Annotated in this window: 28 protein-coding genes and 2 tRNA genes; 2 read left to right on the top strand and 28 right to left on the bottom strand. The window is 64.6% G+C overall.

Annotated elements, in window-relative coordinates:
* Positions 1-197: 197 nt before the first annotated feature.
* From MKK51_RS10205 to MKK51_RS10230, 7 genes are all read right to left on the bottom strand, one after another.
* A complete protein-coding gene (locus tag MKK51_RS10205) occupies positions 198-917 on the bottom strand; it encodes a hypothetical protein (RefSeq protein WP_243976836.1) in 720 nt (239 codons plus the stop codon).
* Positions 918-926: 9 nt separating this feature from the next.
* Entirely contained in the window at positions 927-1,058 is a 132-nt protein-coding gene (locus MKK51_RS27180; protein ID WP_279601067.1) for a hypothetical protein, read from the bottom strand.
* A complete protein-coding gene (locus MKK51_RS10210; protein ID WP_243976837.1) occupies positions 1,055-2,476 on the bottom strand; it encodes a hypothetical protein in 1,422 nt (473 codons plus the stop codon). The genes MKK51_RS27180 and MKK51_RS10210 overlap by 4 nt, the downstream gene beginning before the upstream one ends.
* Entirely contained in the window at positions 2,476-5,487 is a 3,012-nt protein-coding gene (locus MKK51_RS10215) for a hypothetical protein (RefSeq protein ID WP_243976839.1), read from the bottom strand. The genes MKK51_RS10210 and MKK51_RS10215 overlap by 1 nt, the downstream gene beginning before the upstream one ends.
* 1 nt (position 5,488) lies before the next feature.
* The gene (locus MKK51_RS10220; RefSeq protein WP_243976841.1) at positions 5,489-6,019 is read right to left on the bottom strand and encodes a hypothetical protein; all 531 of its coding nucleotides are present in this window, start codon (positions 6,017-6,019) and stop codon (positions 5,489-5,491) included.
* Between the two features lie 98 nt (positions 6,020-6,117).
* Positions 6,118-7,362: a P22 phage major capsid protein family protein gene (locus MKK51_RS10225; protein ID WP_243976843.1), complete on the bottom strand. Its 1,245-nt coding sequence runs from the start codon at positions 7,360-7,362 to the stop codon at positions 6,118-6,120.
* A gap of 14 nt (positions 7,363-7,376) precedes the next feature.
* Positions 7,377-8,240, bottom strand: a complete 864-nt coding sequence (locus tag MKK51_RS10230) for a hypothetical protein (protein WP_243976845.1) — start codon at positions 8,238-8,240, stop codon at positions 7,377-7,379.
* Between the two features lie 421 nt (positions 8,241-8,661).
* On the opposite strand from MKK51_RS10230, the gene MKK51_RS10235 reads away from it, so the two are divergent.
* Complete coding sequence (locus MKK51_RS10235) at positions 8,662-9,237, top strand: hypothetical protein (protein ID WP_243976847.1); 576 nt, start codon at positions 8,662-8,664, stop codon at positions 9,235-9,237.
* Positions 9,238-9,410: 173 nt separating this feature from the next.
* On the opposite strand, the gene MKK51_RS10240 is transcribed toward MKK51_RS10235, so the two are convergent.
* The 11 genes from MKK51_RS10240 to MKK51_RS10285 all read right to left on the bottom strand — a co-directional run bounded on the left by MKK51_RS10240 (position 9,411) and on the right by MKK51_RS10285 (position 16,199).
* A complete protein-coding gene (locus tag MKK51_RS10240) occupies positions 9,411-9,857 on the bottom strand; it encodes a hypothetical protein (RefSeq protein ID WP_243976849.1) in 447 nt (148 codons plus the stop codon).
* A 1-nt stretch (position 9,858) separates the two neighbouring features.
* Positions 9,859-10,188, bottom strand: coding sequence for a hypothetical protein (locus MKK51_RS10245; protein WP_243976851.1), 330 nt, complete (start codon positions 10,186-10,188; stop codon positions 9,859-9,861).
* Positions 10,188-12,512 (bottom strand): portal protein, encoded by a 2,325-nt coding sequence (locus tag MKK51_RS10250; protein WP_243976853.1) that lies wholly within the window; start codon positions 12,510-12,512, stop codon positions 10,188-10,190. Before MKK51_RS10250 ends, MKK51_RS10245 begins: the two co-directional genes overlap by 1 nt.
* Positions 12,512-13,768: a PBSX family phage terminase large subunit gene (locus MKK51_RS10255; RefSeq protein ID WP_243976856.1), complete on the bottom strand. Its 1,257-nt coding sequence runs from the start codon at positions 13,766-13,768 to the stop codon at positions 12,512-12,514. Before MKK51_RS10255 ends, MKK51_RS10250 begins: the two co-directional genes overlap by 1 nt.
* Entirely contained in the window at positions 13,761-14,039 is a 279-nt protein-coding gene (locus MKK51_RS10260) for a DUF5681 domain-containing protein (protein ID WP_227439195.1), read from the bottom strand. The genes MKK51_RS10255 and MKK51_RS10260 overlap by 8 nt, the downstream gene beginning before the upstream one ends.
* 27 nt (positions 14,040-14,066) lie before the next feature.
* Positions 14,067-14,390: a hypothetical protein gene (locus tag MKK51_RS10265; RefSeq protein ID WP_243976860.1), complete on the bottom strand. Its 324-nt coding sequence runs from the start codon at positions 14,388-14,390 to the stop codon at positions 14,067-14,069.
* A 112-nt stretch (positions 14,391-14,502) separates the two neighbouring features.
* Entirely contained in the window at positions 14,503-14,631 is a 129-nt protein-coding gene (locus MKK51_RS27185) for a hypothetical protein (RefSeq protein WP_279601068.1), read from the bottom strand.
* Entirely contained in the window at positions 14,628-14,858 is a 231-nt protein-coding gene (locus MKK51_RS10270; RefSeq protein ID WP_243976863.1) for a hypothetical protein, read from the bottom strand. Before MKK51_RS10270 ends, MKK51_RS27185 begins: the two co-directional genes overlap by 4 nt.
* A complete protein-coding gene (locus MKK51_RS10275) occupies positions 14,855-15,061 on the bottom strand; it encodes a hypothetical protein (RefSeq protein ID WP_243976865.1) in 207 nt (68 codons plus the stop codon). The genes MKK51_RS10270 and MKK51_RS10275 overlap by 4 nt, the downstream gene beginning before the upstream one ends.
* Positions 15,061-15,237 (bottom strand): hypothetical protein, encoded by a 177-nt coding sequence (locus MKK51_RS10280; RefSeq protein ID WP_243976867.1) that lies wholly within the window; start codon positions 15,235-15,237, stop codon positions 15,061-15,063. Before MKK51_RS10280 ends, MKK51_RS10275 begins: the two co-directional genes overlap by 1 nt.
* Positions 15,237-16,199, bottom strand: coding sequence for a site-specific integrase (locus MKK51_RS10285; RefSeq protein WP_243976869.1), 963 nt, complete (start codon positions 16,197-16,199; stop codon positions 15,237-15,239). Before MKK51_RS10285 ends, MKK51_RS10280 begins: the two co-directional genes overlap by 1 nt.
* Between MKK51_RS10285 and MKK51_RS10290 the strand changes: the two genes are divergently transcribed.
* A complete protein-coding gene (locus MKK51_RS10290; RefSeq protein ID WP_243976870.1) occupies positions 16,198-16,632 on the top strand; it encodes a hypothetical protein in 435 nt (144 codons plus the stop codon). The genes MKK51_RS10285 and MKK51_RS10290 overlap by 2 nt on opposite strands.
* Here the strand turns inward: MKK51_RS10290 and MKK51_RS10295 are convergent, their stop codons facing one another.
* From MKK51_RS10295 to MKK51_RS10340, 10 genes are all read right to left on the bottom strand, one after another.
* A complete protein-coding gene (locus MKK51_RS10295; RefSeq protein WP_243976872.1) occupies positions 16,633-16,920 on the bottom strand; it encodes a hypothetical protein in 288 nt (95 codons plus the stop codon).
* 87 nt (positions 16,921-17,007) lie between these two features.
* Positions 17,008-17,085: transfer RNA gene (locus MKK51_RS10300), tRNA-Met, on the bottom strand.
* Between the two features lies 1 nt (position 17,086).
* A tRNA-Thr gene (locus MKK51_RS10305) sits at positions 17,087-17,160 on the bottom strand.
* A gap of 103 nt (positions 17,161-17,263) precedes the next feature.
* A complete protein-coding gene (locus MKK51_RS10310; RefSeq protein ID WP_243976874.1) occupies positions 17,264-18,007 on the bottom strand; it encodes a hypothetical protein in 744 nt (247 codons plus the stop codon).
* A gap of 39 nt (positions 18,008-18,046) precedes the next feature.
* Positions 18,047-18,298 carry a helix-turn-helix domain-containing protein gene (locus MKK51_RS10315; protein WP_243976875.1) on the bottom strand — a complete coding sequence of 84 codons (252 nt, stop codon included), beginning with the start codon at positions 18,296-18,298 and terminating at the stop codon, positions 18,047-18,049.
* Positions 18,299-18,342: 44 nt separating this feature from the next.
* Positions 18,343-18,897 (bottom strand): LPD29 domain-containing protein, encoded by a 555-nt coding sequence (locus MKK51_RS10320; RefSeq protein WP_243976876.1) that lies wholly within the window; start codon positions 18,895-18,897, stop codon positions 18,343-18,345.
* Between the two features lie 98 nt (positions 18,898-18,995).
* A complete protein-coding gene (locus MKK51_RS10325; RefSeq protein ID WP_243976877.1) occupies positions 18,996-19,727 on the bottom strand; it encodes a hypothetical protein in 732 nt (243 codons plus the stop codon).
* 169 nt (positions 19,728-19,896) lie between these two features.
* Positions 19,897-21,897: a putative bifunctional diguanylate cyclase/phosphodiesterase gene (locus tag MKK51_RS10330; RefSeq protein WP_243976878.1), complete on the bottom strand. Its 2,001-nt coding sequence runs from the start codon at positions 21,895-21,897 to the stop codon at positions 19,897-19,899.
* 110 nt (positions 21,898-22,007) lie between these two features.
* Positions 22,008-22,334: a hypothetical protein gene (locus MKK51_RS10335; RefSeq protein WP_243976879.1), complete on the bottom strand. Its 327-nt coding sequence runs from the start codon at positions 22,332-22,334 to the stop codon at positions 22,008-22,010.
* A 7-nt stretch (positions 22,335-22,341) separates the two neighbouring features.
* A complete protein-coding gene (locus MKK51_RS10340) occupies positions 22,342-23,403 on the bottom strand; it encodes a DUF1376 domain-containing protein (RefSeq protein WP_243976880.1) in 1,062 nt (353 codons plus the stop codon).
* Positions 23,404-23,414: the final 11 nt, after the last annotated feature.

Below are 23,414 nucleotides of genomic sequence, written 5' to 3' on the forward strand. Positions count from 1 at the left end.
CGAGCGTTCCCATGGTGATCGCCGGGGCCGAAGCGGGCGCGCTCTGGAGCCCCATCAATTTGCCGAACAGCTCCGGCGCATCATCCTCCTGCGAGCGCTTGCGCGCAGCGTCGTAGGAATCGCCGAAGGCCTGTCCCAGGCCGGCAATCATGCCGAAAGTGTTGACCGCCGGAGGTCCGTAGCCAGCGCTCATGAGATCACCCGAAGATCGAGAAGGCGGAGGACAGGTTCTTGCCGAGGTTGCCCATGGCGTTGCCGTTTCCGGCGAGCGAGCCGACCCCGTTGGCGACAAGGTTCAGCCCGCCCATCATCGCTCCGAAGCGATTGGCGGCAGCCTGCTGCCCAGCCATCAGACCGTTTGCCTGCGCGGTACCGATGCCCTGCGCGGTCTGGGTCGCGATGCCGGCCTTGGCCTGCCCCACGCCGAGGGCGGCGCTGCCGAGCTGGCCGAACGTGCCGGCCTCGCCCGTGGTCGCGCCGTAGCGCTTCGTGTCGAGGCCGCTGAGGTTCTGCAGCCAGTTATTCCAGTCCTGCGAGGCGAGGCCCTGCGAGAACTTCATCGCGTCGGTATCGGCGTTGCCCGAGGCGAGCGTGCCGGAGGCGGCGCGCGTGCGCTGGAGCGCCTGCATGCCCTGATCGAGGTTGAAGCTGTAGCCGGGGCTCGACGTGAAGGCGGACTGCGCGGCGCCCGCACCTTCCTTGCCGTTCACGCCCAACGCATCCTGGTAGAGCTTGGAACCGGCGCCGTAGCTGTCGGTGAGGCCACCGAAGATGTTGCCGGCCTGACCGTAGGCGTTCGAGGCCTGGCCGTAGGCGGTATCCAGGGCGTCATTCGCCTGACCCTGGCCCTTCACGAGGGCGGCTTCCTGGGCCTGCGCGGCGAGGCGTCCGGCGCGTCCGGAGAAGATCGATGCCATGACGGCCTCCTATCGCGCTTCGAGCGCGGCGATGCGGGCTTCGAGCTCGGCGGCGTAGGCGAGGAGCCCCGCGAGGAAGCGGAACCACTCGGGTGCGAGCGCGAGCGTCGAGGCGTTGGGGATGGTCGGCTTCGTGCTCATTCAGTGCGGGTCTCCACCGCCATCGCGCCGCCGAGCAGCGCGACATAGACCGGGTCCGACACGTCGATGCGCCAGGTGCGGCCCTGGACGCCGGTCAGTCCGGTGCGCAGCAGGTTCACGCGGGCGCGGGTCTCACCCTGCCGGCCGAGGGAGCGCACGAGCGGGCTGGACCACACCGCGCCGCCGTCATCCGACCACGACACCAGAACCTCCGGCGTCTCCACCGTGCCGCCGCCGCCGGCGCGACCGCGCCCGACGACGAAGTCGAAGTCGGCGCGGGGCACCGCAACGCGCTGGGGGAACGAGGCACCGGGCAAGGATTCGACCCGGAAGCGAAGCGGCGCGCCGTCCTCCTGGAAGACATCCTCGCGAACCTCGAGGAGGCCGGGCCCGAGGCGATCGCCGAGCAGCCAGCGCCCGAAGGCCTTCACGGACTGCGTTGCCCGCCAGCGCGATCCCGCGTGGCTGGCCCGTTCGTGCCATTGCTCGGTCGTCAGGTCGTAGACCCATGTCCGGCCGGGCATCGAGATTGCCCAGAACGCATGCCCGGCCACGAGATGCACCGAGGCCTCGATCGCGGTGGCGTCGACCTTCGCCGCGGCGGCGAGATCGCGCTCGACATCGTGGTTCGAGATCCGCTTCGGGGCGTAGCCGGACAGCTGGTAGACGACGCCGTCATCACCGGCCCAGATCAGTTCGTTCGACCAACCTTCCTCGTGCCCGGCGACCGCCCACGGCCCGATCAGGCCACGCGGGATGCCGGTGACGCGCGAGAGCGGGAATCCGTTGGCGTTGGCCGGGCCGCCGTAGACGCCGATTTCCTGCGGCCCGAAGAGGAAGAGCTCGGACCGGAACGCGATCGCCCGCATCAGGCCGCCCGGGCGAGCCTGTTCGGTCGTGTAATCGAGGGTCTTGAACGTCGTGTCGTTCAGGCCCGACGCGTAGCAGCGGCCATCGCCGCCGGTGAAGAAGAACCAGCCGAGCAGGAACTCGACGCTGTTCGGCGCCGGAAACTCTCCGGGAATCGCAAGCGGCGTCGGGATGCCGTTCGAGGTGAGGGTGTACGTCCCATATTCCGTCACGCACACGGTCTGGGGGACCGGCGCCCGGTTGTTGCGGGCGATGGTGATGCGACGCGTGCCCGGCAGGTCGCCGAGCGGCATGACCGAACCGTCGGCGCGGATCTGGACGAGTTTGTCCCGGTAGGCGGCGAGGAGCATGTCGCCGAGGGTCCGCATGCCACGCGGACCGCGCAGGCCGGTATCGGCGAAGCGGGCGAGGCCCGGCACGCGCCGGATCGAGACCGGGCCGCGGCTGCCGTCGCCGAGCTGCTCGACGAAGGCGTTGATGAGCCGGCCCGAGCCCTCCTCGGCCGATAGGCCGGGACGGGACGAGGTCGGGAACGCGATCGCGGCCATCAGACGGCGTACCCGCAACGCCGGCCCCAGAACGCTTCCGTGCGCAGCGCAGGGCGAGCGTCATAGACGAACGAGGCGTACCGGAGACGCCGCTCGGCCGCCGGCACCATCGCCGCCAGCATCGCGACGCGGGCCGGCGCCACCTCGGAGAAGGACAGGGCGCAGTCGGCCGCGAGACACTGCGCAAAAGCGCTTTGTAGCTCGGGAGACAGCTCCGAAATGTCCCTCACCCCGCAGATGTCCTGGCTGTAGAGGTCGAGCAGCTTCGGTTGGACGCGGGCGGTGATGACGGCCCGATCCTTGTCGGACGCGGTCTGACCGGCCGCCACGATGCCGAGCATCTCCAACACGACCTGGACCGGATCGAACACGGACGAGGTCGCGGTACCGGTGTCGAGCTGACGGGCGAGCGCCTTGAGGGCGGCCTCGGCGCGCTTGGCCTCGCCGGCGAGGAGCGTGCGGGTCTCGACGCCGATCCCGAATGCCTGCGAGCATGCCGACGTCAGGATGGTGGCGAGATGGATCAGGACGGCGGGGTCGGCCGCCGCGATCGAGGGGATGTTGACGATCTCACGCAGGCGGAGGTCCGCCAGGGTCGGAGCGATGCGCGCGGACACGACGGCGCGATCCTTAGCCGAGCCGGTATAGCCCGCCACGACCACGCCGAGGCTTTCCAACACGGCTTGGACGACGTCGAAGGTGCCCGAGGTCGCGACACCGCCGTCGAACTGGCGGGACATGGCGCGGAGGGACGCTTCCGCGCGTCCGGCGGGCTCGCGGAACGGGTCGGCAGGGACGCCGAACGGTACGGCGCAGGCGAGCGCCAGTATCGCTGCGACATGGAGCTTCGTGGCCGCATCCGCCGACGCGATGGCGGGAATCGCGATGATCTCGCGCTGCTTCAGGTCGGCCAGGACGGGCGCGACGCGGGCGGAGACCACCGCGCGGTCGTTTGCCGAGGCGGTCTGGCCCGCCTCCACGACCTGGAGCGTCTCCAACACCGATTGCACGATGTCGAAGGTGCCGGATACGGCCGAACCGGTATCGATCTGGCGGGCGATGCGGCGAAGGGCGGTCTCGGCGTCCTGACGCTCGCCCTTCAGCCCTGCGACCACCGCATCGGGCGCGCCGAGCAGGGCGGCACACTTGCCCGCCAGCAGCGTCGAGAGCGGCAGGAGGGTGCCCTCGTCGGCATCGTCGATCGAGGCGAGCGTGATGATCTCGCGGCGGCGCAGCTCGGCCAGCAGCACAGGGATCCGCGCCTCGACGACGGTGCGGTCCTGGTCGCTACCGGTCTGGCCGCCGGCGACGACGCCGCACTGCTCAAGCACGTTCTGGACGAGGTCGAAATCGCCGGACGTTGCCGTGCCCTTGTCGAGCTGACGCGCCATGGCCTTCAGCGAGACTTCGGCGCGACCCGCCGCAGCCGCCAGCAGCGTGCTCACGTCGGGTGGAATCTTGAAGGCGTCGGCGCAGGTCGCCGTCAGGATGGTGATGAGGTGCGGGAGCGTCGCCGCCGCAGCATCGTCCAGGGACGCGATGTCCGCGATCTCGCGCAGGCGCAGATCGTCCAGCATCGATGCTACGCGGGCGGACACGACGGACCGATCCGCATCGCTCGCGGTCTGACCAGCCTCGACGACACGCAGGCGCTCGAGCACGACCTGAAGGGGGTCCAGTGTTCCGGAGACTGCTGATCCCGTATCGAGTTGGCGCGTGATGGAGCGAAGCGCGGCTTCCGCGTCGGCGGCCTCCGCCTTCAACCCCTGCAGCATGGCGTCGGGGATGCCAAACAGGCGAGCGCAGCGGGCGGCGAGAAGGGCTGCCAGATGAAGCTTCGTCGAATCGTCCACCGACGCAATCGCCGGCAGGTCGATCACCTCCCGCTTGCGCAGGTCCGCCAGGAGCACCGCGACACGCGCGGTGATGACGGAGCGGTCTTTCGCCGTAGCCGTCTGGCCGGCAGCAACCACGCCCAGCATTTCGAGGACGGTTTGCGCCAGGTCGAAGGTGCCGCTCGTGCCGGTGCTGCTGTCGAGCTGACGGGTTTGACGTTGGAGCGCCGCCTCGGCGAGGAGCGCCTCTTCCTTCAGAGCCTTGCGCACGTCCGCCGGCAGGCCCCAGGCCATGGCACAGGCCGACGTCAGGATGACGGAGAGCTGCAGCAGGGTCGAGGCGTCGGCGTCGGCCGCCGAGGCGATCGAGATCACCTCGCGATTGCGCAAGTCGGCCAGCACCGCGCCGACGCGGCCGGTGATGATGCTGCGATCCTTGTCCGAGGCGGTGCGGCCGACTGCGACGGCGCCGAGGTTCTCCAACGTCACCTGGACGAGGTCGAAGGTCCCGCCGGTGGCGACGCCCGTGTCGAACTGCCGGACCAGGCTGTTCAACGCTTGCTCGGCGCCGCCGGCGGCCTGACCCAACGCGGTCTGCGTCGCGGCATCGGCCCCGAAGGCAGAGGCGCAGCGCGCGACCAGGATGGTGGCCAGATGCGGGAGCATCGCCGCATCGGCCTGCGCCAGGGTCAGGAACGTGGTGATCTCGCGAGCGCGCAGATCCGCGAGCATGGGCGCGATGCGGGCCGTGACGACGCCACGGTCCTGCGCGGAGGGCGATTGCCCGGGCGAGACCACGCCCAGCGTCTCAAGGACGTGCTGGACGATATCGAAGGTCGCCGTCGCTGCGATGGTCGAGAACTGCCGCGCCATGCCCTTGAGCATCGCCTCGGCCTCGGCCGCGACCTGCGCGAGCTCCGTGCGCTTCGCCCCCGAGATCCCGAACGGCGTCGCACAGGCGAAGGTCAGGATATCGGCGACGTACAGGAACACGGCGTCGTCGAGGGAATCGGCGTTCAGGCCGACGAACACCTCGCGACGGCCGAGCTCGGACAGCTTCGGATCTACACGGGCGTTGACCGTCTGGCGGTCCTCCGCCGCAGCCGACTGGCCAGCCGCCAGCACGCCCAGGTTCTGGAGAACGAGCTCGATCAGATCCTGACGCGTGCGGGCCATCTTACTTGCTGCCCTTTGCGGGAGCCTTCGGGGTGGTGACCGAGTCGAGGTCGGCACGGGCCTGCGTCAGGTCGGCCGTAACGGCATCGAGCTTGGCGAGCACCTCGTCGCGCTCGGCGACAGCGAACCCGCCGTCTTCCTGCGCCTTGGTGAGCAGCGCCTTCAGCGAGACGATCTCGCCAGCGGCGGCTTCGAGCCCGGCCTCAGCGTCCTGGATCTCGCCAATCAGGCGCTCGTTCTCTGCCATGCCGGACGAGATGACAGCCTGCAGGCGTTCGATCTCGGCGACGGAGCTGGCGAGCTCGTCGAGGGCGCCGGAAGCCGGATCGGCGACGGCGGCAGCAAGCGCCGGCGGGATGTAGACGCGGCCCTCGGAGCGGGCGGTCAGCGCCTCGGCGGTCGCGAAGGCAGGATCGACGATGCAGGTCGGAGAGGCTTCCCAGCCCTCCGGCAGGCCCTCGCCCGGAGCGAGGTCGAAAATCTCGGCGGACCCGTCGGGCTTGTAGCCCCAGGTCGGAATGGTCTGGTCCATCGTAGGCCCTTCGTCAGGATCGGAGAGGGACGCGCGGCCCCAGAACGACGAAGGGCGCCACGAGGGCGCCCTTTCGTCTTAGCGGTGGTGAGACCCGATCAGCCGTTGATGCGGGTCGCGAGGCGGGGGTCGACGGCCTTCACGCCGTAGAGGATGTCCAGACGCCAGTTCGAGACGTCGTTGGTGCCGTCGTAGTACGGGATCAGGCGGACGCTGAGACCCTTGTAGGACTCGCGCTCGCAGGAGACCGCACCATCGGGCTTCACCAGCGGCACGCAGGTCAGAGCGAAGGCGCTCTTATGGGCCATGATGTTCTGGACATACGGGGTGTTGGCCGCACCGACCCAGGAGACCGCAGCACCGTTGGCCGGAACCGCCGAGACGGTGGCGAAGGCGCCGGTCGCGATGATCGCGGGTGCGATGTTGACCGCAGCGGCGCCCGAAGCGTCGGCGACGGCGGCGTTCAGCACGGTGAACTGACGCAGGAAGGGGAGAACCTGCTTGGTCACGTGGTTGACCGCGAACACGCCGGCGATGGTGAAGACGTCACCCTTGGCCAGGGTGCCGGCGTTGCCAAGGCCGGCCATGTTGAGGATCTGGCCGCCGAAGTCCTTCACCGCCACGCCGTTGGCCAGGACCTGCGTATAGGACACGCCCTGGTTCGCGCCGGCGACGGTGCCGTTGGAGCGGGTGCCGGTCACGTGCACGGGCACGTTCTGGCTCATGTACGTGTCGACCTGCGCGATGCGACCGACGGCGCCGTCGCGGTAGGCGTCGGCGACGAGCTTGTCGTTGTAGAAGGTCGACTGAGCGGCGGCGAGGCCGGACTCGTCGTCGGGGGACAGCATGCAGAAGCGGCTATCCTTCGGGACCGAACCGTTGTTCAGGCGGGTCGTGCCGCGCAGAAAGCCGGCATAGCTGCCCATCGTGGTGCCGGGGGTGCCGACCCAGCTCGGGATGGACGAGTAGAGGCTCATCACATCCTGATCGACCTGGTTCGCCAGGGTGATCATTGCGGGCTTAATCACGCGCTCGGACAGCTCGCCGATCGACAGGGTGCGATCGGTCGAGGTGATCTTGAGATCGATGCCCTTCTTCTTGTCGACGGTGACGGAGGTCGTGCCCTCGGTGATGTCCTGCGGAGCGGCCACGTCGCCGTCGCGGACGACGAACTGCGGGGGCTTCTTGATGGTGACGGACGAGCCCTTCTCGTAGCCGTTCACGGTCGAGCCGAACTCGTTCTCGTACCCGCGGAACACCTTCGAGGCGGCGACGAGTTCGTTGTCGAGGATCTTGACCGCAGCCTTGGCGATCACATTGGCGGTGAGGAAGTTATTGGCCATGACGATTCAGGTCCTTATCGAGCGGACCCGCGGGTGCCGTACGTCTTGGCGAGCCACGCATCGATCTCCGCATCGGGAGACGAGGGCGCAGCTCCACCGGTGACCGGCTTCACGGGGGCGGGGGCGGAGGGGGTTCGGTTGGGTTTCGCCAGGGTCAGGCGATGTTCGAGCGCACCCACGGCCTTGGCGGCCTGGATCGGGCTCATCCCGTTGAGCTTCGCCAGCTCGGCGGGGTTCTTGGCGAGGTAATAGGCGAGGAGACCGCCCTTCTCGCTGTCGATGACGAGTTCCTGAACGTGGGCCTTCACCTCACGCTCTGCGGCGGCCTTCAGCACCTTGTCGGCGTCGGGGATGGCTTCCCGAACGTCGTGGAGCTTGTCGTTGAAGGCTTCCACGGCCTCGCGCTTGGCCTGCGCGGTCCGGGACGAGGCCTGCGCCTCGCGCTCGGTGACACGCTGCTCGGCGAGCGCCTTGCGGATGCGGTAATCCGCCTTGGCGTCCTCGTAGGACACGTAATCCTCGAAGTCGGCCTCCTTCGGAGCCGCACCGATCTCCTTCTCGATGGCTGCCTTCCGGTCGCCACTGTCGCCCGTGGGCGCACTGCGGGTCTGGGCAAGCTCGGCCTCGAGGCGAGCGATGCGTTCCTGCATCCGGGTGATCCCCGAACGCTTCTTGGGCTTCTCCTCGCCGCCTTCGTCTTCGGCATCGGCCTTCGGAGCGGTGGCAGCAGGTTCGGCCGGGTCGTTCCCTGGCGTCGCGGCGGCAGCGTCACCCTCGGCCGGCTGGCCGGGAATGGAAGCGTCCGCCGCTTCCGAGGTCTCTGCGCTCACGGCCTGCGTCTCCGCTGGCCCGCCAAGCACGATCAGGTCCTCGTCCATGTGTGTCGTCCATAGAAAAACCCGCCACGCGCGAGCGGGACGGGTTGGGGCATCATCGCGGCCTGCGCGGATCGCTGGCCTGCGTGAAGGGGAAGCGGACGCGCGTATTCGGCCGCGGGAGGCGGCGGCGCGTCGGTCAAAAGTTGGAAAGGGGGGCGGACGGAGCCTGTTGCGGCTCGCGCGTCTCGCGACGGATAGCTCTTGCGCGGATTTTGCCCGTCGGGTCAAGTTCAAAGTGCAAATGGCTAGAGTCTCACGTCCGCACCGTCGGCTTTCGACCCATTCCGCACCTTCGATCAGGGGATGAGCTGCGTTCTGAAATCTGCGTTCGGAACGCGGAAATGCAGCTACTGGAGGCGAGTTGTCGGCCTACACCTTTTCCGCAATTATGAGATGTGACTCTGATACTGAGGAGACCGCAATGTCGAAGCTAATCGGAATAACGTCTGCCGCATTTTTATGCGCGACTGCTGCAAATGCTCAATCAAGCAGAATTTCTGCATCGGATGCCGTTCAGGTTAGGAAGTATTCCGACACCGAATTGCAGAATGTTCGTGAGATATTGAAATTCAGACCTGATGCGGCGAATGCCTGCGCAATCAGGCTTTACAAATATGGACGAGTTACTGTAGTTACAGGATTTCCGATATCTCTCTATGCTGCTACTCTAGTATATGTCGACGCAAACCAGAAATTGACATCTGGGCTTGGTGAGTATGTTGTTCCAACCGATGCTGAAAGCAGGAACGCTCCAGGCCCTTACATCGACGGCGGCACTGACTCTTGGTTTAGAGGACAGCAAAAAGAAGTTTTTTTCAACTTCAACGATTTGCCAAGTGAGTTGACGCTTGACCAGGACAGACACAACGAGAGAGAAAGAACTATTACAATCACGACTAATTGGCGAGTTGCGCACGAACCCACTCCCGCGGACATTGATAGAAAGTGTGGTCCAGAGGCGCGGTATTGCGAATGCGTTTATCAGTTTCCGCGCTAACCGAGTGAAATTTTTGTCAACCGCTTATCCCCTCACTCTTCATCCTAGGGTTTAGGCCGCCGGCATCAGAAGGGCCACCTTATGCGCAGTCCGGCCTTTAACTGGCTTTTGTAGGGTTCCGCTTAGCAACCTTTGCGGCCCCTACGAGGGTGGCAGGCGTCAGGCCTCTGCCGCTACGCTGCCCCGATACGAATGCGGCCCGCCAGATCTACACGGTGGACGGCACCGCTTACCAGCTGCGCCGGCATCACCAGTCCTGGCGTGCCTGCCGTCTTAAGCCCCGCGAGATTGATCGCTGACAGGTCGCTGGTGATGCGTCCGACAAGGTACGTTCCCGAGCTGGGATAGGTGATGTTCGCCGTGTGGTTGGTGACGTTGATGTCGGCCGCGGCAGAGGCGAACGGGATAGGATGCCCGAGAATGCGCAGGGCGCCGGTCGCAGCCGTCGTGAAGGTTGGGGTGAAGGTCAGCGTTATTTCGATATCTGCCATGAGGCCGTCGGTGATCATCACGCCGGTCTGCGTCGCGTAGGTCACCGCCCAATCGCCAGGGGTGAGCGGGACAATCGTTGGCAGGAATGGAAGGACCGACTGCGGGACGGCGCCGAGGGATTTGATCATCTCAGATCCCCTCGCCGATGGTGAACTCGATGTCCGGCGCACCACTGGTGACCAGGATGGCGACGTGCCGCTGATCCGACTGTAGGGACTGGACCTCAACGGCGCCGGGCGGGAGCGACTGAGCACCAGGCGCGCCGCCGGCGGGAGCGACGGGCAGCGGCATAGTGATGTGGGCGCCGAACTCTACGGACACCGCTACCGAACCGCGATTCCACATGCGGACCTGATTGCCACTCCCCGCCGGGAAGCCGGCGAGTAACGGTGCCGCACCGGCCGCTGTGTTGGCCTGGAGGCGGATCGTCCCGTTCGGGACAGCTCGGAAGGCTTTCATCACGACACCACCATCGGAGCCGCAGGTTCGCCCAGCGCGCTCGGGTCAAAAGAAAGGGCGCCCTGAGGCGCCCCGGTCGGTTCAGTGGGCATCGCGCCCGGCTGCATCATGTCGGACGGCGGCGGGCCGTCCTGGCTCAACGGATCACCCATCCCATAGTCGGGCGGGCCGGCCTCCGGAGGTGTCATCTCTTCCATCAGCATCGTGACCATGTCGCCGAGCTGCTGGAGGGCGGATTCCATCGCGGCGATCCGCGGATCCTCGACGGGCGCGGACGGAGTGGCGCCGGCGACGGGCTCGGGTGGCCGCGCGGCCTCGGCCATGCGCGCCTGATGGTCGAGCTGCGCCTTCTCCACCTCGGCCTGGATCTTCGCCATCTCGGCCTGGAGCTTCTGGTGCTCCACCTGGAGCTTGGCGCCGTCGAGCTGGTGTTGCGCCTCGGCAAGCTGCGTCTGGCGTTCCTGCGCCTGCATCGCAGCCTGCTGTTCCGGTGAGGGCGGCATCGCAGCGGGTGGCGGCTCACCGGCCTCCTGCGCCTCCTTCGCCTGGATCGCCGGCGGCAGCATCGTGCGGATGCGCTCGGCGACCTTGTCGGCCATCGGCCAGTCCTGCGCCTTCGCCATCAGGTCGATCAGGTACGGCGCCACCTCCGGCGCCGCCTGAACAAGGGAGACCATGCCATCGAGCGCGGCCTCGCGGCGGGTCGTGTAGGACGCGCCCATCTCCATCGCGACATCGTAGGCGCCGACGGTCACGTCGTTGCGGATCGTCTCGGGCTGATCGTCGAGGGACATGCCCTCGGGCTTGTTGATCTCGACGCGGTCGACCTTGCCGTCCTCGCCCACGATCCGGAGCGTCCGGTTCGTGTCGTAGATGTGCGGGATCAGATCGCAGACGATCGCGCCCGTGTGGCGGATCGCGCGGCCGAAATTCACGATGTAGACGAACGACCCGACGTCGCCTTCCTGCTGCCGGGCCCGGATCGCCTTGCCCGACGTCTCGTTCGAGCGGGCGCCGAGGGAAGCGTCATAGACGCCGGTCACGGCCTTGATGTCCTCGGCCGCCTCGCGGGTCAGCTCGGCGAGGCCGGCGCTGGCCACGGGCGGCTGGACGCGCTGGGGAGCGTTCGGCGCGTGCGGGTCGGAATTGTAGGGCAGGAACGGATGCGAGACCGTGTTCGCGGTCTCCCACACGTTCTCGTAGCCCTTCAGCTGGGCGACGGTCGCGACGAAGGGGCTCTTGGGCTGCAGCGCCACGACCTCAGTCTGCGTCGAGCGCGAATAGTTGTAGGCGCGCTGCGCATCCTTGGCCTTGCGCACGACGCCGCGACGGACGCGGTTCTTGCCGATCGTCATCTCGATGCCGAGCACCGGCACCACCGGGATGAAGCGGCCGGGCCAGGGCGTCGGGCCTTCGAGCACGTCGGTGGCGCTGAGGATGTAGCGTTCGACCTTGTGGCCGTCCCGCTCCTCGATGCGCGCGCCGGCGGCCTGCGCCATGGCCAGCTTCTCGGCGTGGTCGTCTTCCGCCTTGTCGGTCAGGTCGAGGATCTCGCCATCCGGCATCAGCGCCAGGCGCTTCTTCTGCGTGGTCTTCACCCAATACTCGGCGACGCGCACCGTGTCGGTGGTCGCCCATTCGGCGAGCCCACGGGTGGTCAGGTCGGCGTCACCGATCTCGGCCGCAGGCTTGTCCGGATAGGTCTCCTCGTAGATGTCCCGGCTCATGTCGAGCGGCACGAAGCAGAACCGGGCGTCCTCGCGCGTCGGCAGGACCGCGTCCGGGTCCCAGCGCACGCCGACACCATCGGGCACAGGCGCGATGCGGATTTCCTGCTCGAAGGTGCTGTCCGAGCCGTATTCCGTCATCACCTTCCAGTGGCCGATTCCGGCGGTTACCTGCTGATCTGCGGCCGAAAAGTAGGCCGCAGGGGCATCGCTGCGGTTCTCTACGTAGCGCACCAGGCCGGCGATCGTGTCGGCCGTCTTGGGGTCGCCGCGGCTGTCCACCGGCACAACCTTGATGGCCGGGCGCATCTGACGGATGTCGCCCGTGATCTGCGCGATGGTGGTGCCCATGCGATCGAACTCGAGGCACGGCCGATCGCCGCGCATCTTCTTCGCCTCGTCCGTCCACTGCGCGCCCGGCACCTCGACGAACTCGAGGTCCTCGTAGGCGAGCATCCTGTTGTCACGGTCGGACTCGTCGGCGCGCCGCCACCGCTTCATCGCGACGTCGACGATCTTGTCGAGACCGCGCTCCTCCTTCGCCTCGGGCTTCTCCGAGGGTGGGCGAGCTGGGCGCTTCGGTTGCTTCTGTGCCATCAGGAACCCATCCAGCCGCCGCCACGACGGGCGCCGAGGTTGATTTTGAGAGGCTTGGTCGGCTCCTGGAGCGCGACTGCGAGATACCGGAAGGCGTCGGCGCCGTGGCTCGCCCAGTCGTGCAGAGGGTTCTTCGAGAACTGCCCGGTATTGTTGTCGACGTCGTACCGGTAGTTTCGCAGGCACTGCAGGCCGTCGGCGCAGGCCTCAGCATCGAACCAGCACCGCGAGAACAGCGTGCGGCCGGCGTTGATGCCCTCGGCGACGCCGATCTTCGGCGTGATCTTCACCGCGAAGCCGGTGTCCGCCATCTGCTGGGCGATCGTGCGCTCGGAGCTGAGCAACTCGTTCGTTGCGTCGTGCGGCAGCCAGTGGTCACCATAGACGTAGGGCTTCGTCTGAAGGTGCTTCAGGTAGTGCCCGAGCGCGTGGCCCCGGTTCTGGTAATAGTCGATGATCCGGAACTCGAAGCCGACGACCTGGGCGAACCAGATCGCGGTCATGTCAGCCCGGCCTAGATCCCAGAACGTGTGAACCGGCTTCGTGCCGTCGTAGGGCACGCGGGTGAAGCGGTTCGCTTCGGTCGCAGCCAGGATCTCGTTCGCGTAGATCGCGCCGTCCAGCACCACCTTGCAGTGGCCATCCCAGACCGTGAGGTAGGCCGCCGGGTCGCGCGCCTTCAGGTCGAGCGCTTCCTGTCTCAGCGTGGCCGGGAACCACGGATTGTCCTGCCAGCCGATCTTGACCACGACCGCACCCGTCGGCGGGCTCTTCACGAACCGCTTATAGGTCTCGTCTTCCTCGAGCTCCGGATTGAAGCTGATCCAGATCTCCGAGCCCTCCTTACGGATGGTCGGGATCAAGACGTCCCAGGATGACTTCGACACCGTGCGGGCCTCTTCGACCCAGCAGACGTCGATTCCCTCCGTCGACTTCACCGACGAGATGTTGTGCCGGAGGCCCTTGAAGATGAACTCGGTGCCGTTGGACCCGAGGATGCGCTTTTCCTGAACCTCGTAGAGGCCGGCCAGCCCGAGCAGGTCGATCTGTTGCGCAAGCAGTGCGTGCGCCGATTCCGCGATCGAGTTCTGAAACTCGCGGGCGCAGAGCACGCGAAGCTTACGCTGGGCGCCAAGGATCAGCAGCGCCCGGGCGAAGCCCCAGGATTTCGCGCCGCCGCGACCACCATAGGCGATCTTGTAGCGCGCCGGCTCGAAGAGGCAGGCCAGCTTCTCCGGGAACTGGACGTCAGTCATCGGTCGGCCGGAGGAACGTGATGGTCAGGCCGGTCGGGATCGCGCCGCCCTCGCCGTCGCCATCGATGGGCTGCGTCGGCTTGCCGTAGCCGCGATCGAGGATGGCGGAGGCCGCAGCGACGCGAGCAGCAGCCGACGTGTCTTCGCCGCTCATGATCGAGACGAGGACGCTGATTGCAGCCTCGGTGTGCTCGCGGGCAGCATCGCGCACGCGTGCGGAAGCCTTCGGCCGACCGCTCGGGTTGCCGCTCTGACCGGGCTGGAAAGCCATTGTTCGGGCCTTGTTAGCAATGGGTTGTCAGGCGCTCGGCATCCCGTCGATGGCGGTGCAGCGGGCGCGGATGACGCTGGGATCGCCCGGCAGTCCGAAATGCTCGATGTTCGCGGCGCGGCCCTGGCAGGCATAGCGACCGCCCCACACAAGCGGAGAGGCGGTGAGCGGCCGGCAGACCGAGCCGCGGCAGGCCTCGGCCTCGATGCGGTAGCCGATGGTCTCGGCGTGCGCCGGCTTCGGGATGAACAGGTGCACCCACAGCACGATGGCGCCGACGATCGCGAGGATGGCCGGAATGCGCCACAGATCGTTGACCGGCGGCGGCGAGGGGGCGGCGACGTCGCTCATCAGTGCACCGTCAGCGAGATCGGATAGCCCCAGGCGGTCGGGGCCGGCGGGCGCGGGCGCATCGCGGTGAGGGCGACGCCGGCGAGGACAAGGAGAGCGCAGAGGCGGGGCATCAGGCGGCCTCACCACGGGTCAGCTCGCGGCCCAGCCGGATCACGCGCATGGGTAGGAAGTCCGGGCGCTTGGCGGGACGGGGCGCGGGCTTGCCGAGCAGGCGGCGGAGCAGGGCGATGTACGTCACAAGCGGAACCTCTGCATGGCGGCGCGGCGGTGCTCGCGCTGGTCGGAGCGGATGCGGATCTCGTCCGCGATGATGGTGGCGAGCCGCTCGTGCAGCGGGTTGCTCGCGACGCTGGCGAAAGCATCGAAGTCGACGGCGGCTCGTTCAGCGGTGGCGACGGTCGGACCGACCATGCTGGCGAGCAGCTCCTCCACCTGGTCGACGAGAGCGGCGGCGGTGAGCGTCATGCGTCGGTCCTCAGGGTGTACTCATCGGTGCGCACCGCGCCGCCGGGGATGAAGGTGATCTGCAGATCGCTCGGCCGGTCCGTGTCGCGCTGGACGGTGGCGAGGGTGGCGAAGACGTCGACCCACTGCGCTGGGGTGGGGTGGCCGGCGTCGATGCCGAGAGCGAAGCCGTCGAGCCAGACGAGGAAGTCGCGCGGGCTCATCAGCGCACCCTGACGACGGGGAGGGACTGCGCGACGACGAAGTCCCAGGCCTGCGCGGAGGCGCCGAAGGTCAGGGCCTGATCGCGCTCCGGCGTCCACACGAGGCGGGTACCAGCGCGCGCGGCGAACAGCGGCGCGGCGTCGCCGCTCGAAGCGAGTTCGATGCGGTAGACCATCACAGGAAACCCTTGCCGGCGTTCTCGCGGAACAGCTCCCCGTCCTCGATGTAGCCGAGGGTGGTTTCGAGCTTCGCGTGGCGCATGTGCTTGGCGGTCAGCCGCAGGTCGGCGCCGTCATCACCGGCGGTCGTCGCGAATCCGCGCCGGGGCGAGTGACCGGAGAAGGCCTCCGGATCGAGACCGGCGGCGGCGCAGCGAGCCTTGAGGATGCGGGCGAACTGCCCGGCGGTGAGACGGTCGGCCGAGAGACGGCCGCGATCGGCGCCGCGGAAGACCGGGCCCGAGGTGATACCGGAGGCGTCGAGCCACGCGGCGACGGCGGCCGGGATCTTCAGCTTGCCATCGAGGATGGCGACGGTGCGGCCCTGCCCCTGCTGGTCCGTCTTGCTCTTCGCGATCCGGACGAGGAGGCCTCGACGATGGCGCTCTAGGTCGGCAACGTCGAGGGCGACGAGCTCGGACCGCCGCAGCGCGGCGCCGAAGCACACCAGGATCAGGGCGCGGTCGCGGACACTGGCGAGATCGGTGCCGCGAATCCGCTTTAGGACCTTCGCCACCAGGTCGGCGGTGAGGGCCTGCTTCTTCGCCGGCCGGCGTCCAAGCGTATTGCGGATGCCCGCTAGGATCATGCGGACCTCCTCGAGGGCGGTCGGCGCGGTATGCCCGGCGGCGCGATGAACGGCGGCGATGGCGGCGGCCCGGCGGTCGATCGTCGAGACCGACCGGCCGAGGCCGGCGAGATGGGTCAGGTACCGGCCGACCGTGCGTCCGGAGGCCGGGAGGGAGTCGACGCCACCGTCGACACACCAGCCGGTGAAGTCGCGCCAGTCGCCGGCATAGGCCCGGCGGGTCGCGTCAGATTTCGAGGCGGCGGCGAACCCGGCGGCGGCCTCGTCCAGCGCGTCGGCCGGGGTGATGGCGAGCCCCGTCGGGCGCACGATAATGGCGCCTCCCGACATGCTGAAATCCCCGGTTTGGATGCACGAGAAGGGCGATTATCGTGCGCCCCGGCTCATCGTGGCCGGGAGCCGATCAGGCCCGAAATTCTTCGGCACATTTTTGCGCCGGGCTGGTTGGTCGATAGCCCCAAAGGAAAGAGCGATCGGGGCCCGTTCAACCCCAAGGATCACGATGTCTTCCAGCCATGAACGGAGCCCCGTCCACGCCCTCAACTTCATTCTGACGAGGTTCGTCTCGGGCCTATGGCAAGGCCAAGATCAGTTCGCCGTTTCCGATGCGGAGCTGATCCGGGCTTACGACAGCACCGACCCCGGCCCGCTGCTGCAGGAACTTGGCGAGGGCTGGAGTGTCGCCCGACAGACCGCGCGGGGCGAGACGCTCTTCATTCGCATCATCACAACGAGACAAGCCTTGGATCAGCTCGGCTTCTGATCAAGCGCTCGCCGCGACCCGCTTCGGCCGGCCGCGAAACGCGACGACGGTGCGGCTGCCGGGGAGCGATCCGGCCTGGAAAGAGCCGAGAACCGGACGGCGCGGCGCGGTCTCGCGCGGCACTTCGGTCCCGGTCAGATCACGGTAGAGGCGGCGAAGGCCGGCGCGCAGCTCGTCGATCTGACAGAGCGACGTCTCAACGGTGTGCCGATGCCCCGGAAAACGGAGGCGGTCGGCCTGGCGGAGAAGGTCGGCGACCCGCTCGGCTTGCTCGCGATCCGTCGTCATCGGGTTCCGATCATGGCAGATTTGTCCGCGCACGTCTTCGGCCTCAACGCCTAAGCTGTTGAGCCGGTTCGCGGGACTGAAAGAGGTTGGTCGCAGGGGCTGGCCTCGAACCAGCGACTGACGCGCCTTATGAGGGCGCCGCTCTACCAGCTGAGCTACGCTGCGATGGGCGCCATAGGAGGAATCGAACCTCCGTCGCCGGGTTACGAACCCGGTGCTCTTCCACTGAGCTACTTGGTGCGTGAAACGAGAACGCCCGCGGGCCTTGCGGCTGCGGGCGTGCGTCTCGTGACGATGGGTTTCTGCAACGGATTGCCCGTCGGGTCAATAGTTCGCGCAGCTTTCATGCATCGGTAAGAGCCACATCACTCCACAAGCGCGCGTGAAGTATCGCCTCTAATTCGTCCATCTTCTCTCGGCCCTCGCTCCGAAATTTTGCGATCGCCTCCCACTGTCGGTCCCTCCTATCCGTGTGGATATTATGCAAAGCGTCGTGCATCGCATTTTCGATAAGTTCCGATATAACGTGAAATTGAGACTTAAGTTCTGGCGATATAAATATGCCGTTCTGACGTATATAACGCGAGTATTGCACGCGCGGCTCTACAGAAACATTGTAGTCCTTGATAGATACGTATTTTCTGTAGGTTGCATCCATATCCTCAGAGCGCTTAATGTCATCCAGTTCATCGCTCGTAAAACCGTCTGCCAAAAGCGCCTTCTCTGACTGTGCCCAGGTTAAGTGGTTGAGCATGAATATTGAAGTTGAACCGAGTATTGTGCGCACGCTGCCTGAATACGCCTGACTTAGAAGGCGCCATGCCTCCGGCAGAACTTCATATTCGATCTGATTTATTTTCATTCTGCGGTCCATAGATTTAGTAAAGTTGTGCTTTATTAATTCCATCTCTTGCAGCTGCTGAAATTTAAATTGCTCAAGCTTTTTGTCAAATACGTTCGATACAAATCGCCATCCAATACTTTTTATTGCATAAGTTATAAGAGCAATTGCAATAAAAGCTAAGACGCCGGCCCCCCCATATACGACCCATACCGAGTTCATTGCTCGCTCAAACATGTCACTCACTGCCGCTATCCCCTTCAAAGTGCCTGCAACCTGACCGGCTTAGTGAGCTGCTGATAGCGCCTTCATCACTTCGTCCGGGCTGATCTTCGCCGCCATCAGGAACCGAAGGAATCGCGCGGCCGTAGGCGGCACCTCGCGATCGCCGGCCGCCCACTTCCTGGAGGTCCTGCCATCGACGCCAAGCAGCCGCGCCGCACCAGCCTGCGTCAGGGCGAGTGCCTCGAGGGTGGTTCGATACTCGTCCGGCGACATGGCGTCGGCGGTGCTGCGGTCGGTCGGTTCGTCGGTCATGTCGTCTCCTCGGAAATGGAGAGAGGGGCCGAAGCCCCTCCCGTTCAGTCGGCGGTGATGTTGTTGATGCTGTCGACCAGCGCCGAGCGGCGCCCATCGAACTCGGGCCGGGGCAGAGCGTGAAAGATGGACCGGGCCAGCGAGCGCACATCGTCCGAGCCGCGATCGTAGACTTGGAGGCGGAGCGAGCAGACCAGGCTATCGCGCTCGTCGACGGTGAGCTTCTCCAGGACCTGGATCAGGTTTGCGCGGGCGGCGTCGCTGCATTCGCGGTTGCAGAAGACATAATCGGAGCCGAAGCGGACGGGCTGGCCGTCGACGGTGTGGGTGTTCGAGGACTTGAGGTCCTGCATCCCGTCGAAGGAGGCTCCGGAGAACGTCTTAGCGATCGCCTCGACCTGCGCGGTGCGGGGGCCGTCGACCCAGCCGACGCGGATGGAGGCGCCGCCGGCATAGTTGGAGCTGCGGACGGAGAACTTGATTTCCGGGAAGGCCTGCTTGAGGGCCGTGCGGATCATCTTCGCCGTTTCGGCGCAGGAGAGGTAGCGGCGGGTCTGGGTGAGGTTGGCGATCGAAGCGGGAAGGGCTGTGGCGGTCATCTGTCTCTCCATCACCGGCCGACATCGGCCTTGCGATGGGTCTGTTATAGGCCCATTGGGCCTACACGTCAACAGATAATAGGCCCATTGGGCCTACATTATTCGGATTGTGCGGGCTGGCTTCGCTGTGGGGGCAGTGTCTTGAGACGCTCCGGCATCCCGTCTGCCATGTCCGCGAACTCATCGACCCGTACTGCTGCTGCCGGCGCCCGAGCGGTGTGCTGCGCCTCGGTGAGCTCGTCGAGGAGCCACCGGAACCGCTTGGCGATGTCTGAGGAGGCCCGCTCGCTGGCACCGCGCCCGCGGGCCTCGGCGTAGCTGGAGAAGCTGAAACCCTCGGCGAGGATGGAGCGGAGGAATCGGACGCCGCTGTCACCGATTACGCGGGCAGCGCGCTCGTTCATGACCTTGACCGCCTTCGCGGTCTCAATGCGGCCGAGCATCCGGATGTCTTCGATGGTCAGGCCGTTGGCAGTGTTCAGCGAAGCATAGCCGGGGCTTAGGATCGTACTGTCCCAGCTGCTGCCGTGCCGAACGCCGAGCTGCTTCTCCCACATGGCTTGCAGTGAGCGGCCGACCAGGAGCTGCGCTTCCGTGATGCGGCCGGCGGAACGCTCGGCGGCGAGGACGTCGACGCGGCGATTGACGGTGGTCGTGACGAAGGTGCTGGCGTCGTAGGGATCGCGGAAGGTGCCCGTGCCCTCGACGACCTCAAGGCCCCGCGCCGTGATGGGAGCGAGGCGGATGTTCTTGTTACGCCGCGTCGACGGCGCCACACGGGTCGCGGTCTTACGGGTGGTGCTGGACGACTTCTTGGCCGACGCGGTCACGGTGGTGCCCCTGTGCAGGTCCGATCCGTATCGCCGGGCCTAATGCCGGGGATCAAGTCTCGCTGGTATGATTGTCAATCTAAAAAATATCTCCTGATCGGCGCAGGCGTGTAATGTCGGCCCATGCCATATGTATTTAGAATCAGGTTTAGATAGCCCCGCCAGCGGCTCACGCGGTCCGCTGAAAGTACAATATTTTGCCTTTCGTCTGAATTCTTAAAAGGAGTTCTTGCATTGGAACAGGCTTTCCAATCAGATATCCCTGCACATAATGACAACCAAGGAGCTGCAGCTTGTTGACCTGGCTATCAGTTTCTACGCCTTCAGCAACACATTCTAGGTTTAAGTTTTCGCATAGATTAAGAACGGTAGTCACGATATCGGAACCAAGCTTAGAGTCTATGTTTAATATAAAGCTTCTATCAATCTTAATTATATCCAAGGGAAGACGGTGGACATAACTCAAGCTTGAGTATCCTGTACCAAAATCATCTAAGGCGACTTTAATGCCCAACTCGCGCAAGGTCGAAATCGCCGCGTGAGCTGCTTCAAAATCACGCATTAGAGCGGTTTCAGTGAGTTCGAGTGTTAACCGGTTCGGAGCAAACTTACTTGCGCGTACGGCCGAGACTATAGAAATTACGGTCGCCGATGATATGAGGTCGTGAGCGGAGAGATTGAACGACAGGCCGATTTCTTCAGGAAGAGACCGTGCTTCGTCAAGCGCTTTTCGTAGGAGTCCGATGGTAAGGGTGTGAATCCTTCCGCAGCGCTCCGCCGCTGCAATAAAGCGATCGGGACCTATGCTTCCGAGCGAAGGGCTGTTCCAACGCGCTAGCCCCTCCACTGAACTTATTGAGCGTAACCTTGTATTGAAAATTGGCTGATAATGGATTTCCATTTCGTTGAGTATATCGTTGTCGTGCAAGGCAGCCTCTATGGCGCGCTCGCCACGAATATTATTCTCATGCTCATCCGAGAAAGTTGTGATAGCTCCCCGACTATTCTCCTTCGAGTAGTAAAGAGCATAGTCCGCTCTATCAAATAATTCATGGGCACTGCACCCACCTTCCGGAAAATATGCAAGCCCACCTGAGCATCCAGTCACAAGCTGAACTCGTTCCAATATGACGGGCTTGTTCAGCTCATGGCTAATTTTGTCGCATAGAAAGCGAGCATCGGAGACATTTTTTAGTTGTCTTACTACTACGCCAAATTCGTCGCCTCCCAATCGTGCAAACACGGTGTTTGCATCTGAAAGCTCCGCGAGTCGACGTCCGATTTCTATCAGCACCTGATCGCCAATCAAGTGGCCGTAGGTGTCATTAATTGGCTTGAAATGATCAAGATCGAAAATTGCCAGGGCGATTTCGTTGCCATTGGTACGCTGGTCAGCAACCCAACTATCCAACCTCTTCAAAAATAATCTTCGATTGGGCAATCCTGTAAGACTGTCAGTAGAAGCTAATGCAGCATTTTCTTCAATAAGTCTTTGCGTTTCAGTTTGGAATTTCACCAGCCTGACGAAGTCCGCATAGTTTCTTAAAAGGATTCTTACCATTACAATAGTAACAAATAAAACGTTAAATGCTATTGCAATGAATACGTCGTTGCCGCTAATGAGATAGTAGGGTATTAACGATCCCATCACTATAATTGTGACAATAAGGGCGGCCGCTGGCAGATGCGTGAGGCAAAATATACATGCAATGACGGTAATTGCCACGAATACTGCAACATGCCCCCGCTCATAAGGGCCTCCGTATGTATCAAGCGCGAGCCCCCAACTAACGAAACCGATTGAGAGCAAAGCGGTGACGAGGCTTGTACGTCGGAGGTAGCTTACAGCTTCAGCATCGGAAGCTTCATGCGGCCTTAGACTCCACCAATGTATCCCGCGGATCAAGCAAATAGGTAAAAGTGCTCCGGGCACTGCAATTGTCAACCAAACTGGAGCAATGCTGTAATGCGTAAAAGCAAGAGCACAGGCATTCACAGATATTAGTGCATATAGCCATATCACTTGAGGTTGAAGTTCAATGAGCTGTCGCGTTGCAATCTGCCCGTAAAATCGCCTATCGCCTAGCTCCTTGAGAAATTTTATTTCATTTCTGAGAAGCTTCATATGCCAGACGCCATTCCGGATATCCCGATTCAGAGAATGGAACATTAGGGACACCGTGCCAAACGATCCGACATTTCTCAGTGCACGAGGTTAAGAAAGTATTTCGACTTGAAATTCTACCCGATTGTACGAATTCAGACGTATTGACTATTAAATCAAGAACCTAATCCGATAGAGATCAGCTTGATGGACATTTCAACGCCTCGCATGGCACTGTCACGGTTCCAGCCGTTGATTCGACAGGCCTCGCGGAAGCTGGGCTCGCGTCCGACCTGCGCATTGAGCCAAGCTTTCAGCTGCGCCTTCATGCGCCAGTCGGCGACGTGGACCTCTGGCCACCGCTGGACCCGGATGTCGCCGGGCTTGGGACCAGCCTGCGCGTCCGCCTCGCTGTGCCCGGCCCAGGCTGCGATAAGCCAGAGGCGGACGAGGGTCGTGGGGTACTGCCGGGGCGGATCGGGACCTTCGGGACGGCTGAGCATGGATCTCCTACTGGAACCGGGAAAACCGGTCCGGGGCAAAGCCCATTTCGCGGGCGATGTTAGGGTTGGGGAGTGATTCCATCTGGACGGCGATCCGGGCGTCCTCGATGACCTCCTCGGGCGTCGTGCAGTCGGGATGGCCCGGCCGGCAGTGGTTCGGCCAGGCGTCTGACCAGTGGCCGCGGAAGTGCTCCGAGGCGAGGTGGACCTGCTGGAGCCGGATCATCTCCGGGGTGATGGCCTTGCGAGGCGCTTCCGGACGGACCCCGGCGGGCTCACCGGCAATCCGATCCTTGGCAGCGGTGCGGATCCACTTATCGAAGCTTTCCCAGCAGGTTGCGCGCTTCCGGCTCTTCGCCATGAACGCCGCGATCCCGGCCTCGACGTCGGCCCGGGTGATGCCCGGTTCCCGCAGCAAGGCTCGGATCGGCGTGACGTCGGGCTCGACCGTGACGGGGTGCGTGCCGTCCACCAGGGACCGGACCCAGATTTCGACCTCGTCTGGTTTTCGGGTTTCCGGCTCGTGCGCGGCGCGAAGCGCTCTATGGTCCCTTACCTGTCCCTTACCTTCCCTTTCAGCATTGCTCCCGGCATGCGGGCGCATCTGCGTTGGCAATGCATCAGCATTTACGGGTGCATCACCACCAGCATCACTGCCGTTTCCCCCGGTCTCGCTGGTCCCGCCGCCGTTGGAGGCAGGACCATCCTTCTTGCCCCAACGGGCTCCGGCTGCAGCCTTAGCCTGCTCGGCGCGGGCCGTGGTGCGCTGGGTGTACTCTTCCTTCTTCTCCCAGGCCTCGATAGCCTTCTCGGCGATCACCGGATGGTACAGCCGCCCGTCTGAGCACTCGACCCAGCCATAGAGTGCACCCTCGGCGACGCGCTCCCATTCGGCGACCACCCGGCCGTAACCGGCGAACTTCGAGAGCTGCTTCGGATCCTTGGGCAACGACCCGGCCGGAGCCTGGTGCCATGAGGCGCACCACAGCAGGATCGCCGCCCGGAACTCGTCGCCCGTGATCTCATCCACGATTGAGGAGTCGCGCAGGCGCCCGACCTCGAGCGGCATGAAAGCGAAGT

Source organism: Methylobacterium sp. E-045 (assembly GCF_022829685.1).
Taxonomy (GTDB): Bacteria; Pseudomonadota; Alphaproteobacteria; order Rhizobiales; family Beijerinckiaceae; genus Methylobacterium.